Origin of the sequence: Limimaricola cinnabarinus, from assembly GCF_047631075.1 — a bacterium.
GTDB classification, from domain to species: Bacteria; Pseudomonadota; Alphaproteobacteria; order Rhodobacterales; family Rhodobacteraceae; genus Limimaricola; species Limimaricola cinnabarinus.
The window spans coordinates 49,143-64,675 of the sequence record NZ_JBLHYX010000004.1; the positions used below are offsets into that span (position 1 = coordinate 49,143).

The 15,533-nt window shown below is 69.3% G+C and carries 14 protein-coding genes; 11 read left to right on the forward strand and 3 right to left on the reverse strand.

Going from position 1 to position 15,533, the window contains the following annotated elements; genetic code table 11:
• The first annotated feature begins 1 nt into the window (after position 1).
• Positions 2–1,510, forward strand: a complete 1,509-nt coding sequence (trpE, locus tag ACJASC_RS04755; RefSeq protein WP_415143981.1) for an anthranilate synthase component I — start codon at positions 2–4, stop codon at positions 1,508–1,510.
• Between the two features lie 55 nt (positions 1,511–1,565).
• On the opposite strand, the gene ACJASC_RS04760 is transcribed toward trpE, so the two are convergent.
• Complete coding sequence (locus ACJASC_RS04760; RefSeq protein ID WP_415143983.1) at positions 1,566–1,913, reverse strand: DoxX family protein; 348 nt, start codon at positions 1,911–1,913, stop codon at positions 1,566–1,568.
• A 150-nt stretch (positions 1,914–2,063) separates the two neighbouring features.
• Positions 2,064–3,812: a divergent polysaccharide deacetylase family protein gene (locus ACJASC_RS04765; RefSeq protein ID WP_415143985.1), complete on the reverse strand. Its 1,749-nt coding sequence runs from the start codon at positions 3,810–3,812 to the stop codon at positions 2,064–2,066.
• A gap of 156 nt (positions 3,813–3,968) precedes the next feature.
• Here ACJASC_RS04765 and ACJASC_RS04770 point away from each other — a divergent pair, with 156 nt between their 5' ends.
• The 7 genes from ACJASC_RS04770 to lexA all read left to right on the forward strand — a co-directional run bounded on the left by ACJASC_RS04770 (position 3,969) and on the right by lexA (position 9,494).
• On the forward strand, positions 3,969–4,571 hold the full coding sequence (locus ACJASC_RS04770) for an anthranilate synthase component II (protein ID WP_021693515.1): 603 nt from the start codon (positions 3,969–3,971) through the stop codon (positions 4,569–4,571).
• Positions 4,568–5,587 (forward strand): anthranilate phosphoribosyltransferase, encoded by a 1,020-nt coding sequence (gene trpD, locus ACJASC_RS04775; RefSeq protein ID WP_415143987.1) that lies wholly within the window; start codon positions 4,568–4,570, stop codon positions 5,585–5,587. The genes ACJASC_RS04770 and trpD overlap by 4 nt, the downstream gene beginning before the upstream one ends.
• The gene (locus tag ACJASC_RS04780) at positions 5,584–6,246 is read left to right on the forward strand and encodes a uracil-DNA glycosylase (RefSeq protein ID WP_415143989.1); all 663 of its coding nucleotides are present in this window, start codon (positions 5,584–5,586) and stop codon (positions 6,244–6,246) included. The genes trpD and ACJASC_RS04780 overlap by 4 nt, the downstream gene beginning before the upstream one ends.
• A gap of 39 nt (positions 6,247–6,285) precedes the next feature.
• Positions 6,286–7,095: an indole-3-glycerol phosphate synthase TrpC gene (gene trpC, locus ACJASC_RS04785; protein WP_415143991.1), complete on the forward strand. Its 810-nt coding sequence runs from the start codon at positions 6,286–6,288 to the stop codon at positions 7,093–7,095.
• Positions 7,092–7,565 (forward strand): cyclic pyranopterin monophosphate synthase MoaC, encoded by a 474-nt coding sequence (gene moaC, locus ACJASC_RS04790; protein ID WP_110546376.1) that lies wholly within the window; start codon positions 7,092–7,094, stop codon positions 7,563–7,565. The genes trpC and moaC overlap by 4 nt, the downstream gene beginning before the upstream one ends.
• The gene (locus ACJASC_RS04795) at positions 7,562–8,734 is read left to right on the forward strand and encodes a molybdopterin molybdotransferase MoeA (protein ID WP_415143994.1); all 1,173 of its coding nucleotides are present in this window, start codon (positions 7,562–7,564) and stop codon (positions 8,732–8,734) included. Before moaC ends, ACJASC_RS04795 begins: the two co-directional genes overlap by 4 nt.
• A gap of 70 nt (positions 8,735–8,804) precedes the next feature.
• A complete protein-coding gene (lexA, locus tag ACJASC_RS04800) occupies positions 8,805–9,494 on the forward strand; it encodes a transcriptional repressor LexA (protein ID WP_415143996.1) in 690 nt (229 codons plus the stop codon).
• A 21-nt stretch (positions 9,495–9,515) separates the two neighbouring features.
• Here lexA and ACJASC_RS04805 read toward each other — a convergent pair whose 3' ends face one another.
• Positions 9,516–11,606, reverse strand: a complete 2,091-nt coding sequence (locus ACJASC_RS04805) for a ComEC/Rec2 family competence protein (protein ID WP_415143998.1) — start codon at positions 11,604–11,606, stop codon at positions 9,516–9,518.
• A 51-nt stretch (positions 11,607–11,657) separates the two neighbouring features.
• Here ACJASC_RS04805 and gltX point away from each other — a divergent pair, with 51 nt between their 5' ends.
• The 3 genes from gltX to ACJASC_RS04820 all read left to right on the forward strand — a co-directional run bounded on the left by gltX (position 11,658) and on the right by ACJASC_RS04820 (position 15,533).
• A complete protein-coding gene (gene gltX, locus ACJASC_RS04810; RefSeq protein ID WP_415144000.1) occupies positions 11,658–13,061 on the forward strand; it encodes a glutamate--tRNA ligase in 1,404 nt (467 codons plus the stop codon).
• 103 nt (positions 13,062–13,164) lie between these two features.
• A complete protein-coding gene (locus ACJASC_RS04815; protein ID WP_021693506.1) occupies positions 13,165–14,460 on the forward strand; it encodes a citrate synthase in 1,296 nt (431 codons plus the stop codon).
• A gap of 464 nt (positions 14,461–14,924) precedes the next feature.
• Entirely contained in the window at positions 14,925–15,533 is a 609-nt protein-coding gene (locus tag ACJASC_RS04820) for a hypothetical protein (protein ID WP_415144002.1), read from the forward strand.

Consider the following 15,533-nt stretch of genomic DNA (forward strand, 5'->3'; position numbering starts at 1 on the left):
AATGCTCAGCCCCGATTTCGAGACGTTCCGCCAAGGCTTCGAGACAGGCGCGAACCAGGTCGTCTGGACCCGGCTCGCCGCCGATCTCGACACGCCGGTCTCGCTGATGCTCAAGCTCGCCAACGCCGGAAAGCACGCCTTCATCCTCGAAAGCGTGACGGGCGGCGAAGCGCGGGGCCGCTATTCGATCATCGGCATGAACCCCGACCTGATCTGGGATTGCCGCGGCGCCCAAAGCCGCGTCAACCGCGCCGCACGCTATGACGAGGACGCGTTTGAGGCGCTCGACGGCCACCCGCTCGACACGCTGCGCGCGCTTCTGGCCGAAAGCCGGATCGACCTGCCCGAGGACCTGCCCGCCGCCTCGGCCGGGCTGTTCGGCTATCTGGGCTACGACATGATCCGGCTGGTCGAAAGGCTGCCCCATGTGAACCCCGACCCGCTCGGCTTGCCCGATGCGGTGATGATGCGCCCCACCGTGGTGGCGGTGCTCGACGGGGTGAAGGGCGAGGTGATCCTCGTGGCGCCGGTCTGGCAGGGTCAGGGCCAGTCGGCCCGCGCCGCCTTCGCCCAGGCCGCCGAACGCGTCACCGAGGCGATGCGCGCGCTCGACCGGCCGGTGCCGCAGGAGGCGCGCGCCTTACAAGCCCCCGCGCCGCTGTCCGAGCCGGTGTCGAACTTCACCCATGAGGGCTATCTCGCCGCCGTGGAGAAGGCCAAGGAATACATCCGCGCGGGCGACATTTTCCAGGTGGTCCCGGCGCAGCGCTGGACGCAGGATTTCCCCGAGCCGCCCTTTGCGCTCTACCGGAGCCTGCGCCGCACCAACCCCTCGCCCTTCATGTTCTACTTCAATTTCGGCGGCTATCAGGTGGTGGGGGCCAGCCCCGAGATCCTCGTGCGGGTCATGGGCGGCGAGGTGACGATCCGCCCCATCGCGGGCACGCGGCCGCGCGGTGCCACCCCCGAGGAGGACCGCGCCCACGAGGAAAGCCTTCTGGCCGACGCCAAGGAGCTTTCAGAGCATCTGATGCTGCTCGATCTGGGGCGCAACGACGTGGGCCGCGTGGCCAAACCGGGCACCGTGCGCCCGACCGAACGCTTCATCATCGAGCGCTATTCCCACGTGATGCACATCGTGTCGAACGTGGTGGGCGAGCTGCGCGAGGATCAGGACGCGCTCTCGGCGCTGCTGGCCGGGCTTCCGGCGGGCACGGTGTCAGGCGCGCCCAAGGTGCGGGCGATGGAGATCATCGACGAGCTGGAGCCCGAAAAGCGCGGCGTCTATGGCGGCGGCTTGGGCTATTTCAGCGCCAATGGCGACATGGACATGTGCATCGCCCTGCGCACCGCGGTGGTGCAGGACGCCAAGCTCTACATCCAGGCGGGCGGCGGCGTGGTCCATGACAGCGACCCCGAGGCCGAGTACCAGGAGACGGTGCACAAGTCGAACGCGCTGAGACGCGCGGCGGCGGACGCCACGATGTTCCGCCCCGAGGGCAATGGCTGAGACGGCGAAGGGCGGGGGATATCCCCGCCCTTCGCTATTCCTCTGCGGGCCGCGCTCAGCGGCGGCGCAGCAACGCGTCGAGACTCCACGGTCCCGGGCCCGCGACGAAGATGTAGAGGAACACGAAGCAATACAGGATCGCCGCGTCACCGCCGTTCAGGGTTGGAGACAGGTTGCCCGGCGCGTGGAACATCCAGTACGCTATCGCCATCATGCCCGAGAGCACGAAGGCCACGGGGCGGGTGAACAGGCCCAGCAGCAACAGCACCCCGCCCACCAGTTCGAGCAGGCCGCCCACGCCCATCAGCGAGGCCAGCGGCGGCTGTTGGTCGGTCGGCGGAAAGGCGAGGATCTTCTGGCTGCCATGCAGCGTGAAGATGAGCGCGCTGACGATGCGCAGCACGCTGAGCTTTTCCGGGGCGCGGGCGGAGAGGCCGGGGCCTGTACGATCATGATCTGAGCTCCAATCGAAAAGGGGCGGGATAGCCAAAGCCATGTCCCACCCCTCTCACCGGGCCAAATCACCGCATCCGTGCGCCAGCGCGCACAAGCATCACTTGGCTGGACCGGTGCCCTGCATCTGCAACAGCGCGCTGAGCGGCGCAGGCGCGACGCCGTCGCGATCGGCGCGGTTGCCCCACAAGGTGAGCGCGGTGATCGTTTCGGGGTTGAGATCACCCAACAGCGCCACCGATCCCTGCTGGCGGGCCCGGAACGCCGCCTGATCGAGAAAGCGCCGGATCACCCGGTCGTCCTGCCCCACCTCGCCGAGATCGCGGTAGATCTCGATCGCGGGTACGCCGGCCCCGCGCGCCTGCCGCAGCGGCGTCGCCAGACCGGCCGAGAGCGCCGCGAGGCCGCGCCCGTCCCGCGCCAGCCACTCCAGCGCCTGCGTCGTCACAGCCTTGTCGGCGGTCAGACCGGCGCCGCCCGCATCGAGCAGCGCCACCGTTTCCGGCAGGGTGGCAAAGGCCGAACGGTAGGCCACCTCGACATCCGAAGGCGTGGCCCCGGCGGGCAGCCGCGTCATCGCGGCGATCTCGTAGCCCGCGGCGCGCCAGCGATCCGCACGCGCCCCGGCCTGCGCCATTTCGGGGTCGAGTGCGATGGTGACGGGAAATGGGATGCTCGAGGCCGCGGTGACCGGATCGTCGAGCGTGCCGTCATCGACCAGCACCACCGAGACGCGCGGCGCCCCGGCCTCGGCCAGATCGGGGGCCGCGAAGCGCAGCAGCGCCGGGGCGTCATCGGCCATCTGGGGTGCGGGGGCCTGCGGCTCCGCCCCCCCCGCGCCGGGCCGACGGACCATGACGGTGGCGTCATCCTGAAACCCGGCGGCGCGTCCGGGCAGCTCCGGTGTCGCGGGCTCCGGCAGAACCGTGATCGTGCCCGCCGCCGACCCGGGCAGCCGTTCGGGGCGCGTTGGCGGCGACGGCACACGCGGCGCCGCGCCATCCGCCGTGACGGAGGGCTCCGTCGCATCGGCCTCGGCTTCGGCCACGCGATCTGCCTCCGTTGCGGGTGTGTCGCCTGGCTCTGCCTCGTCCTCCGGCACCGTCGCCTTCTCCATCCCGGCATCGCCCGGCGTCTCGTCGATGACCTCGCGCGGGGTGTCGGAGGGGGCGGGGGGCGGTTCGGTCGCGACGGTGATGTCGGCCTCGTTGGCGGGGATCTCGATCACCCGCGACTGCGGCCCCGGCAGCACCGGTTCTTCTGAGCCAGCATCGAGACGCGGCAGCGCGGGAGGCACGGGACCGGCGGCGGGGGTCTCGATCGCGTCATCCGCGCGGGGCCGCAGCATCGGCACGGTATCGGCCGTGGGCGTGTCGCCGCGCCCCGATGGCACGTCGGCACGCGGCGTGCGCGGCAGGGCGTCGGCGCCCGGGTCCGGTCGCGGCGCGCTCGGGGCCTCGCTGATCGGCGTCTGCGCGGCCGGGGCCGAAGGAGCCTCGCTGCTGACCGGCGGGGCGATGTCGCCCACGGGCCCGGTCGAGGATTCGGTCGAGGTTTCGGCGGACCCGTCCCCGAGCCGCGGCAGCGGATCGGCCTCGCCCGCCTCCGGCAGGGCGGCGGGCGCGGTGCCGGGGGACGGCAGGTCCGTATCCGCCTCGGTCTCGGTGCCCGCGGGCGATGCGCCCCCCCCGCCCTCACTCGTGATCGCCTGCGTCCCCGGGATCTGCCCAAGCGGCTCGGGCAACGCCGCGCGCTCGCGCGGTGGCTCGCCGATCAAGGAGGCGATGGCCAAGGCCCCCGCCGAGACGATCAGACCCCAGAGTCCGCCGATGATGAACCCAGATCCCACGTTTCCTGCCCCGCTGCGCCGTTTGCCGGCATTCGCCTCAGACCCGGACCTTGACGTTTCCCGCCCTGCGGTCCCATTTATGGCCCGACCTTACCAAGGGACCACCGTCGAACGGTAGCCCCGAATTTGCACCGAACCGCCCCGGCCGGAGGGACCATGCTTCTGTTGATCGACAACTACGACAGCTTCACCTGGAACCTGGTTCACTACTTCGGCGAGCTCGGGGCCGAGGTCGTGGTCAAGCGCAACGACGAGATCGACGTCGAGACGGCGATGGCCATGGCACCCGAGAGCATCGTGCTCTCGCCCGGTCCCTGCGACCCAGATCAGGCGGGCATCTGCCTCGCCCTCACCCGTGCCGCCGCCGAAACCGCGACACCCCTCCTGGGCGTCTGCCTCGGCCACCAGACCATCGGGCAGGCCTTTGGCGGCAAGGTCGTGCGCTGCCACGAGATCGTGCACGGCAAGACCGCCGAGATGCTGCACGAGGGCGCAGGCGTCTTCGCGGGGCTGCCCTCGCCGTTCAAGGCGACGCGCTACCATTCGCTGGTGGTCGAGCGCGACAGCCTGCCCGACAGCCTCGAAGTGACCGCCGCGCTGGCCGATGGCACGATCATGGGGCTGCGGCACCGCGACCTGCCGATCGAAGGGGTGCAGTTCCACCCCGAGAGCATCGCCTCCGAGCATGGTCACCAGATGCTCAAGAACTTCCTCGACCGGTTGCCCGGCCATGCGCCCGGCACCCCGGTGGCGGCATGAGCGATCGGCTCAAGCCGCTGATCGCCGCCGCGTTGACCGGGCCGCTGACACGCGATCAGGCCGAGGCGGCCTTCGGCATCCTGTTCGACGGAGACGCCACGCCCGCGCAGATGGCCGCGTTCCTCGTGACGCTGCGGATGCGCGGCGAGACGGTCTCAGAGATCGCCGCCGCCGCGAGCGTGATGCGCGCGCGCTGCCTCAAGGTGCGGGCCCCCGAGGGCGCGATCGACATCGTGGGCACGGGCGGCGACGGCAAGAACACGCTCAACATCTCGACCGCAACGGCCTTCGTGGTGGCGGGCGCGGGCGTGCCGGTGGCCAAGCACGGCAACCGCAACCTTTCCTCGAAATCCGGCACGGCGGATGCGCTGGGCCAGATGGGCGTCGAGGTGATGGTCGGGGTCGAGGTCGTCGAGCGCGCGCTGCGCGAGGCGGGGATCGGCTTCATGATGGCGCCGATGCACCATCCGGCGATGAAGCATGTGGGCCCGATCCGCGCCGAGATCGGCATTCGCACGCTGTTCAACATCCTCGGCCCGCTCACCAACCCGGCGGGCGTCAAGCGCCAGCTCACCGGCGCCTACGACGCGTCGCTCATCGAGCCGATGGCCGAGACACTGGGCCAGCTCGGCTCGCAGCGGGCTTGGCTGGTGCATGGCGGCGACGGCACGGACGAGCTGTCGATCTGCGGACCGTCGCAGGTGGCCGCGCTCGAGGATGGCCGGGTCGAAAGCTTCGAGATCAGCCCCTCCGACGCGGGCCTGCCCGAGCACCCCTTCGAGGCGATCCTGGGCGGCACCCCGCAGGATAACGGTCGCGCGCTGGCGGCGCTGCTCGACGGGGCGCCGGGGGCCTATCGCGACGCGGTGCTGCTCAACGCCGCCGCAGCTCTTCTGGTGGCGGGCCGGGTCGAGGATCTGCGCACCGGGGCCGAAATGGCCGCATCGAGCATCGATTCGGGCGCCGCGCGCCGTGCCATCGACCGTCTGGCAGCGATCACCTCGGGGCGCGCGTGAGCGCATTGCCCGAGGCTTGGGCCGACCTGCCGTTTTTCAGTGCCGAATGGCCCGCCTTGCGCGACCGTCTCGACGCCCTTCCCGCCGTCATGCCCGCGGCGGAGCGGCGGTTTCGGGCGCTCGAGCTGACGCCGCCAGAGGCGGTGCGCGTTGTGATTCTCGGACAGGACCCCTATCCGACGCCCGGTCACGCCACCGGCCTCGCCTTTTCCGTGCCCTCCGAGCTGACCAAGCTGCCGCCGTCGCTGCGTAACATCTTCAAGGAGATGCGCGAGGATATCGGCTGCGCGCCCGAGACGGGCGATCTCACCCATTGGGCGCGACAGGGGGTGCTTTTGTTGAACACCGCGCTGTCGGTCGAGCCGGGGGCGGCGGGCGGTCATGCCCGTTGGGGCTGGGACGCGCTGGTGCGTCAGGTGCTCGAGCGGGTCGCGGCGCGCCCTTGCGCCTTTCTCCTTTGGGGCAACCACGCGCAGAAGGTCGCGGCCCCCTTCATCGCCCCCTCCCATGGCCCCGATCATCTCGTGATCGAAACGGCGCATCCCTCGCCGCTTTCGGCACGGCGCGGGTTTTTCGGCTCCCGCCCCTTCGGGCGCATCGACACATGGCTCGACCGACGCGGCGCGCCCGCGATCGACTGGTGCGGCCCCCTCTCCTGAACGCTTTCCAAGCCCCCATTCCCCCGGTAGAACCTTCACATGGATATTCTCGACAAGATCAAGGCCTACAAGCTCGAAGAGGTCGCGGCCCGCAAGGCGGAGCTGCCCCTCTCGGACATCGAGGCCCGCGCCGCGCAGGCCCCCGCCCCCCGCGGCTTTGCCGCCCGTCTCACCGAAGCGGCGCGCGAGGGCTATGGCCTTATCGCCGAGGTCAAGAAGGCGAGCCCCTCGAAGGGCCTGATCCGCGCCGATTTCGATCCCCCCGCCCTCGCACGCGCCTATGAGGACGGCGGCGCAGCCTGCCTGTCGGTGCTCACCGACGCACCGTCGTTCCAGGGCGCGGACGAATACCTCGTGCAGGCGCGCGAGGCGACGTCGCTGCCGGTGCTGCGCAAGGATTTCCTCTATGATCCGTGGCAGGTGGCCGAGAGCCGGTCGCTCGGGGCCGACTGCATCCTGATCATCATGGCCAGCGTGTCGGACGCGCAGGCGCGCGAGCTCGAGGATGCGGCGGCCCGCTGGGGCATGGACGCGCTGATCGAGGTGCATGACCGCGCCGAGCTCGAGCGCGCGGCAGAGCTGAACTCAAAGATGATCGGCATCAACAACCGCGATCTGCGGACCTTTGAGACCTCGCTCGACGTGACCCGCAAGCTTGCCAAGCATGTGCCTGTCGATCGGATGATCGTCGCCGAGAGCGGTCTGTCGACGCCCGCCGATCTCGCCGAGGTCGCCCGTTACGGCGTGCGCAGCTTCCTCATCGGCGAAAGCCTGATGCGGCAAGAGGACGTGACCGCGGCCACGCGAACGATCCTCGCCAACCCGCTGACGGCTCCGGGCGGCGCGTGATGCCGCTCACCCATTTCGACGAGGGTGGCCGCGCCCACATGGTCGATGTCACCGACAAGCAGGTGACCGACCGGCTCGCCGTGGCGACGGGCGCCGTGCGCATGCAGGTCGGAACGCTGGCGCTGGTGCGCGAGGGGCGCGCGGGCAAGGGCGACGTACTCGGCACCGCGCGGCTCGCCGGGATCATGGCGGCCAAGAGGACCGCCGATCTGATCCCGCTGTGCCACCCGCTGCCGCTGTCGAAGGTGACAATCGAACTTGAGCCGGACGAGGCCCTGCCCGGCGTGCGGATCACCGCGACCGTGCGCACCACCGGCCGCACCGGCGTCGAGATGGAAGCGCTGACCGCCGTGTCCGTCGCGGCGCTGACGATCTACGACATGCTCAAGGCCGCCGAAAAGGGCATGGAGATCGAGGGCATCCGCCTCGCGCTCAAGGAAGGCGGCAAGTCGGGGCGCTGGGAGGCGTGATCTCCGTCGCGCAGGCCCTCGATCGGCTCTTTGCCCTCGTCACTCCCCTTCCCGTCGAGGAAGTCGGCCTCACCGCCGGGCTGAACCGCGTGCTGCGCGCGCCCGTCGCGGCGCGGCGCGACCAGCCGCCCTTCTCGGCCTCGGCCATGGATGGCTATGCGATCCGCGACGCGGATTGCCACAAAGCCGCGCGTCTTGCGGTGATCGGCGAGGCCGCCGCCGGTCACGCCTTTGCGGGCCGCGTCGGTCCGGGCGAGGCGCTGCGCATCTTCACCGGCGCGCCGGTGCCCGAGGGCGCGGACCGCGTGGTGATCCAGGAGGACACGACGCGCGAGGGCGAGACGGTCATCCTCGGCGCGGGCATTTCCGACAACCGCAACATCCGCCCCCTCGGGGCCGATTTCCGCACCGGCGACACGCTGGCCGCGCCGCGTCTGCTGCGCCCCGCCGATCTCGCGCTTGCGGCGGCGATGAACGCCGACCGCCTCACCGTGTCGCGCCGCCCCGAGGTCGCGATCATCGCCACGGGCGACGAGCTGGTCGCGCCGGGCGGCGATCCGCGTCCCGACCAGATCATCGCCTCGAACGCCTACGGGCTGCACGGCATCGTGGCGCAGGCGGGCGGTGTGCCACGGCTGCTGCCGATCGCGGGCGACAGCATGGGGGCGCTGGCGCAGGCCTTCGATCTGGCACGCGGCGCCGACATCGTGCTGACCATCGGCGGCGCCTCGGTGGGCGATCATGACCTTGTGGGGGCCGCCGCCGAACAGGCCGGAATGGAGCGCGCCTTCTGGAAGGTCGCGCTGCGTCCGGGCAAGCCGCTGATGGCGGGACGCTTCGGGGAGGCGCTGCTTCTGGGCCTGCCGGGCAACCCGGTCTCGTCTATGGTCTGCGCGCAGGTGTTTCTGGTGCCGCTGATCCGGGCGCTGTCGGGCCTTCCCCCCGCCCCGGCCCCGCGCCGCCTCGCGCGGCTCGCCGCGCCGCTGACAGCCAACGGCCCGCGCGAGCACTACCTGCGCGCCATGAGCGGCCCCGAAGGCGTCACCGCCTTTTCCAAGCAGGACAGTTCGCTCCTGTCGGTGCTGGCCGAGGCCGATTGCCTGATCGTGCAGCCCCCGGGCGACTCTACGCGCGATGCGGGAGAGACGGTCGAAGTGATCACGCTTTGAGCGTCTTGACACAAAACGGGAACGTGCGTAGAACGGAGCCCCAACCGTCTGCGCTTGAAAAGGGGCAATCATGCTGACCCGCAAACAGTCCGACCTGCTGGAATTCATCCATCGTCGGATCAAGGCCGACGGCGTTCCGCCCTCCTTCGACGAGATGAAGGACGCGCTCGACCTGCGATCGAAATCCGGCATCCACCGGTTGATCACCGCCCTTGAGGAGCGCGGCTTCATCCGCCGCCTCGCACACCGCGCCCGTGCGCTCGAGATCCTCAAGCTGCCGGAGGCGATGGAGACGCGCCTCGCGAGCGAAAACACCGCCTCCACCGCGCCCGTCGCCGATCCCAAACCCTCCGACATGCCTGCCGAGATCGCGGCCATGGCGATGAACCTACCGGTGATGGGCCGCATCGCCGCGGGTGTGCCGATCTCCGCGATCAGCGAGATCAGCCACGAGATCACGGTGCCCGGCTCGATGCTCGGGCAAGGCAGCCATTACGCGCTCGAGGTGCGGGGCGATTCGATGATTCAGGCCGGGATCAACGACGGCGACGTCGTGGTGATCCGCGAGACCGGCACCGCCGACAATGGCGACATCGTGGTGGCGTTGATCGAGGATCAGGAAGCGACGCTCAAGCGGTTCCGCCGCAATGGCAAGCGCATCGCGCTCGAAGCGGCGAACCCGGCCTATGAGACGCGGATCTACAGCGACGATCAGGTCCGGGTGCAGGGCCGTCTCGTCGGGCTGATCCGCAGCTACTGATCCTTCCCCGACCGGGGCCGCCTAGCGGCCTCTGGTCCAGAGGCGGCGGCCCGCGCGATCGGCCACCGTCTCGATCCGCAGGCCTTCGGGCGCGCGCCATAACGCCAACGCGCCGGTGTCGCGCAGGCGGCGAGCGTCGAACCGCAGGCAGGGGCGCGGCGCGGGATCGGATTGATTGGCGATCAGGATGTCGGCGCCGTCGCAACCGTCGAGCGCCGCGAGCGCGGTCTTGCCCGTGACCTGCACGATCTCGGTCGCCCCGAGCCGTAGCCGCAGCACCCTGTCCCGGCGCGGCAGTGCCACGGGATCGTGCGCCTCGGCCTGCGCCCGCCCGTCGCCGTCATTCTCGAGCCAGACCATGGCGGCAAAGCCGTCGCCCGTGGGCTTGGACAGGGCCCGCCCTTGCGGCGTCATCAGCCCGACCAGCGCGCCGCTATCGCTCACCAGCAGGTCCGGCCTTTCGGCCCGGCTCCACAATCCCACGGCAAGCGCGAGCGGCAGCAAGGCGGCGACACGGCCCCGTCCCCGCCACAGCACCAGCCACAGCCCCCCCGCGGCCACCAGCGCCACCACCGCGCCCGGCGGCGCGATCACCGCCGAACTGGCCCCGTCGAGCGCCGCGATCCGCTCGCTCACCCACAGGATCCAGCGCGAGCCGTAATCGATCATCCACGCGGCGGGCTGATCGAGGCCGAGCGGGCCGGTCACGGCGAGGATCACCGCGCCGGGCATCACCAGCCCACCCATGGCGGGCGTCGCGAGCAGGTTGGCAAGCAGCCCGTAATGCGCGACCCGGTTGAAATGTGCGGCGGCAAAAGGCGCTGTGGCCGAGCCCGCGACAAGGGAGGTGAGCAACAAGAGCGCCACCGGCATCCAGAACCGCGCGAGGCCGCTTGGCCGGTGCCAGCCGCGCGGCAGGCGCCCCATCACCGCGACCAGCGCCAGCACGGCGGCGAACGACATCTGGAAGCCGGGGTTGAGCAGCGTCTCGGGCCGAAGCCCCAGCACGATCATCGCCGCAATGGCGAGGCCCCGCAGGCTCAGTGCGCGTCGATCGGCCAGCACCGCGCCCAAGGAGACGGCGACCATGACGAAGGCGCGTTCGGTCGCCACGTCGCGCCCCGCGAGCGCGAGGTAGAAGGCGGCGGCGGGAAGCGCCGCGGCGGCGGCGATCTTGCGCGCGTTCAACCGTAGCGCCAGCGGCGGCACGGCGGCGATGCCCGCGCGCACCAGCCAGAACACGAAGCCCGCCAGCATCGCCATGTGCATGCCCGAGATCGAGACGAGGTGGTACAGGTTGGATTCGCGCATCGCGTCATTGGCCTCGCGCCCGAGCCCCGAGCGGTCGCCCGTCGCCACCGCCGCCGCGAAACCGCCCGCCTCGCCGCCGACCCGCGCCCGGATCGCCGCGCTGAGCCGGACCCGGACGCGGGCGAGCCACGCGCCATCGGCCCCTTCGCTCGACGCCAGCAGCAGCGGCACCCGCGTGTAGCCGACCGCCCCGAGCCGGATGAACCACGCATGGCGGCGAAAATCGAAGCCCCCCGGCTCCGCCGGACCCGGCGGCGGCGACAGGTGACCGGTTGTCATCACCCGCGCCCCGGGGGCAAGCGGCGCCACCACTTCGCCATGCAGCGACACGCGCACCCGCTCCGGCGTGCGCCTTACATCGTCGAGCCGCACCCGGTCGAGCGTGATCCGCAGCACGTCGCTCTGGGCGCGGTCGATATCGACGATCCGCCCCTCGATCGGGCCGTAATAGCGAAACCCGAGCACCGGCGCGGACAGGCTGTGCGCCCGCGCGCCCGCCAGCAGCACGCCGAGGCAGACGAGAAGCCCACCCGCCGCCAGCGCGCAGATGGCATGGCGCCGCAAGCCCACCCGCAGTGCGAGGCAAAGCGACGCCGCCCCCGTTGCGATCCCATAGGCCGGTGCTCCCGGCTCCGTGCCTTGGGCGAACCACCAGGCGATCCCGACGCCGAGACAGACCGGCGCCCAGCAGGCCAGCTGCCCGCGCTGCCGCGCCAGCGCGGCCTCCAGAAAGGCCAGAGGCGTCGGGGCCGCCCCCTTGCGCCACGCTTGTTTCCGCGCCCCGACCTGAGTATCCCCCATGCAAGCAAGGCTGCGCGCAGCATGGTTAGCGAAAGGTTAAATCTCCCCCAAATGTCCCAGACCCCGGTCGTCACCCGCTTCGCCCCCTCGCCCACCGGCGCGCTGCATATCGGCGGCGCACGCACCGCGCTGTTCAACTGGCTCTATGCCCGTGGCCGCGGCGGCAAGTTCCTGTTGCGGATCGAGGACACCGACCGCGCCCGCTCCACCTCCGAGAACACCCAAGCGATCCTCGACGGGCTGACATGGCTCGGTCTCGACTGGGACGGCGAGCCGATCAGCCAGGCCGAGGGCGCCGAGCGTCACGCAGAGGTGGCGCGCCGGATGCTGGCCGATGGCACGGCCTACAAGTGCTTTGCCACCCAGGAGGAGATCGAGGCCTTTCGCGAGAAGGCGCGCGCGGCGGGCGGCTCGACGCTCTATCGCTCGCCCTGGCGCGACGTGTCCGAGGCCGATCACCCCGACGCGCCCTTCGTGATCCGCATCAAGGCCCCGCGCGAGGGCGCGAGCACGATCCATGACGAGGTGCAGGGCGAGATCACCATCGGCAACGACCAACTCGACGACATGGTGCTTTTGCGCTCGGACGGCTCGCCGGTCTACATGCTCGCCGTGGTGGTTGACGATCATGACATGGGCGTGACCCATGTGATCCGGGGCGACGACCACATGACCAACGCCTTCCGGCAGGCGATGATCTATCGCGCCATGGGATGGGATCTGCCGGTCTTCGCGCATGTGCCGTTGATCTTCGGACCCGACGGCAAGAAGCTTTCGAAGCGCCACGGCGCGACGGGTGCTGCCGAATACCAGCAGATGGGCTACCCGGCGGCGGGGATGCGCAACTACCTCACGCGGCTCGGCTGGAGCCATGGCGACGCCGAGTTTTTTTCGGATGCCGAGGCGCGCGAATGGTTCGATCTGAAGGGGATCGGCAAGTCGCCCGCCCGCTTCGACACCAAGAAGCTCGAGAACCTGTGCCGCCAGCACATCGCCGCCTCGGACGATGCCGCGCTGCTGCATGAACTCGAGGCTTTTCTCGACGCGACCGGACAGCTGCCACTGACAGACGCGCAGCGCGACGGGCTACGCGCGGCGATGCCGCATCTCAAGGACCGGGCCAAGATCTTCCCCGAACTCCTTGAAAAGGCGCATTTCGTCTTGACCGAAAGGCCGATCGCGCCGGATGAAAAATTGGCCAAGAGCCTCGATGATGTATCCCGTGGTATACTGGCAGAATTGACGCCGCAGCTGCAAACTGCTAGCTGGGAGCGTGACGCGCTGGAGGGGGTCGTGACCGCTCTTGCCGAGACTCATGGGCTCGGTCTGGGGAAAATAGCGGGGCCTTTGCGCGCCGCGTTGGCGGGGCGCATGGTCAGCCCCAGCGTATTCGACATGATGTTGGTGCTCGGCCGCGACGAAAGCGTGGCGCGGATCGGGGACGCGGCAGCCTGACACTGGCCCGCCTGTTTCCCGCCGCTATGTTGCACCGCGGCATCGAGAGATCAGAGCGCCACGCCGCGACCTGTGCGGCGGCGGGAAAACGAAGGGGACCTGAATGGCCGAAACGACCAAGACCGCGAAGCTGACGATCGACGGCAATAGCTACGATCTGGCGATGTACGCCCCCACCGACGGGCCCGAGGTCATCGACATCCGCAAGCTCTATGCGCAGGCGGGCGTCTTCACCTATGATCCGGGCTTTACCTCGACCGCGGCCTGCGACAGCACCATCACCTATATCGATGGCGAAGCGGGCGTGCTGCTGCATCGGGGCTACCCGATCGACCAGCTCGCCAAGCAGTCGCATTACCTCGAGGTGTGCTACCTGCTGCTCTACGGCGAGCTGCCCTCGGCGGCGCAGCTCGAGGAGTTCGAGACGCTGGTGACGCGTCACACGATGATCCACGAGCAGATGCACAACTTCTTCCGTGGCTTCCGCCGCGACGCGCATCCGATGGCCACCATGGTCGGCGTGGTCGGCGCGATGTCCGCCTTCTACCACGACAGCACCGACATCAATGACGAGCATCAGCGCGAGGTCGCCTCGATCCGCCTGATCGCCAAGATGCCAACCATCGCGGCGATGGCCTACAAATATTCGATCGGCCAGCCCTTCGTGTATCCGCGCAACGATCTCGACTATGCGTCGAACTTCCTGCGCATGTGCTTCTCGGTCCCGGCCGAGGAATACGAGGTGAACCCGATCCTCGCCCGCGCGATGGACCGGATCTTCACCCTGCACGCCGATCACGAGCAGAACGCCTCGACCTCGACCGTGCGTCTGGCCTCCTCCTCGGGCGCCAACCCGTTTGCCTGCATCGCCGCCGGCATCGCCTGCCTCTGGGGCCCCGCCCATGGCGGCGCCAACCAGGCCTGCCTCGAGATGCTGCGCGAGATCGGCACGCCGGACCGGATCCCCGAATTCATCGAGCGCGCCAAGGACAAGAACGATCCGTTCCGCCTGATGGGCTTCGGCCACAGGGTCTACAAGAACTTCGACCCGCGCGCGAAGGTGATGAAGGAAAGCGCCGACGAGGTGCTCGAGCTTTTGGGCATCGAGAACAACCCGACGCTGCAGGTCGCCAAGGAGCTTGAGCGCGTGGCGCTGGAGGATCCCTACTTCGCCGAAAAGAAGCTCTACCCGAACGTCGACTTCTATTCCGGCATCATCCTTGATGCGATGGGCTTCCCCACCTCGATGTTCACGCCGATCTTCGCGCTCGCGCGGACCGTCGGCTGGGTCTCGCAGTGGAAGGAGCAGCTCGCCGATCCGCAGCTCAAGATCGGCCGCCCGCGCCAGCTTTATCTTGGTGCCGCCGCGCGCAACTACGTAGATATCGAAACGCGCTGATCCGGCCACGGCCGACAGGACAAGGGACAGGCCCGGCGGCAACGCCGGGCCCGTTCGCGTCTAGGGCCTCTCTTGCCGGATCGCGCGGGATTCGCAGTGATGTGCTCGCCGCAATTTCGCCATGATTGCCGCTTGGCACGACAGTAAAGTCAGGAGCCGGACCGATCCGCATCAATCCCTACCGAAGAAGCAGTATTGTTTCGCCAAAGACCCGTCTGAGAGGCATGCCCCGGGAAACCGATGTCTCGAAAGAGCTTCCGATTTCCTGAAGAAACGAAAGTGACAGAATATTAAGGATAGGAAGCCTATACTTTGGAGACCTATCCTTTGGGCTAAGCCATTGGAGAAAAAGGGCATTTTCCGGAAGGGAGATCGCCCTGCCACGGAGATGCCGCAATTCGGGGAGATACAGATTACGTTGAGTTCGACCAGTGCCAGTTTCATCCCAGCGGAAGGATCCCCCCATGCCCGCCCATATCGCAGTGCAATCGACCCCCACCCCCGAGAGCGTTCATGCCATTTTCGGCGATGAAGTCCGTATCCGACTGGTGCTGCACGAGACGGCGGACGGTGCGCTGTCGCTCGGGTTGGAGATGGCAGAAGGCGAGGGTCAGGGCCTCGGGATCGCGGCGCTGGCGTTCGATTTCGCCGATCACGACCTTTTAGGACAGCTGAGCCTCGCCGGAACGCATCTGCGAAAGCAGAGCTTCGGCGCAGGCAAGGTGTACGGGGTGGGCCGTGGCGGTCGCGGTCATGATTGCGGCGCGCGTCTGGGCCGTGCGACCGCGATCGGGGTAGCCGCCCCGCGCGAGACCCGACTGACGCTGGCCCATGACCGGATGACGCTGACGCTCGACGATCTCGCCAATTGCGCCTTTTCGCTGCAGCTCGTGCCGACGGCCGCCAACCATATCCGCTGCGAGAGTTTCATCATCGAGGGCCGTTTCCCTGCACGTCCCGCCTCGGGCCGGACGGCAGGGACCTCGGCGGACGGCTCGGTCTTTGGCGGCGTGCTCGACGAGATCCTGCCGCTGATGTCGCGGCTGACAGGCCACCGGTCCAACGCCGCCTGA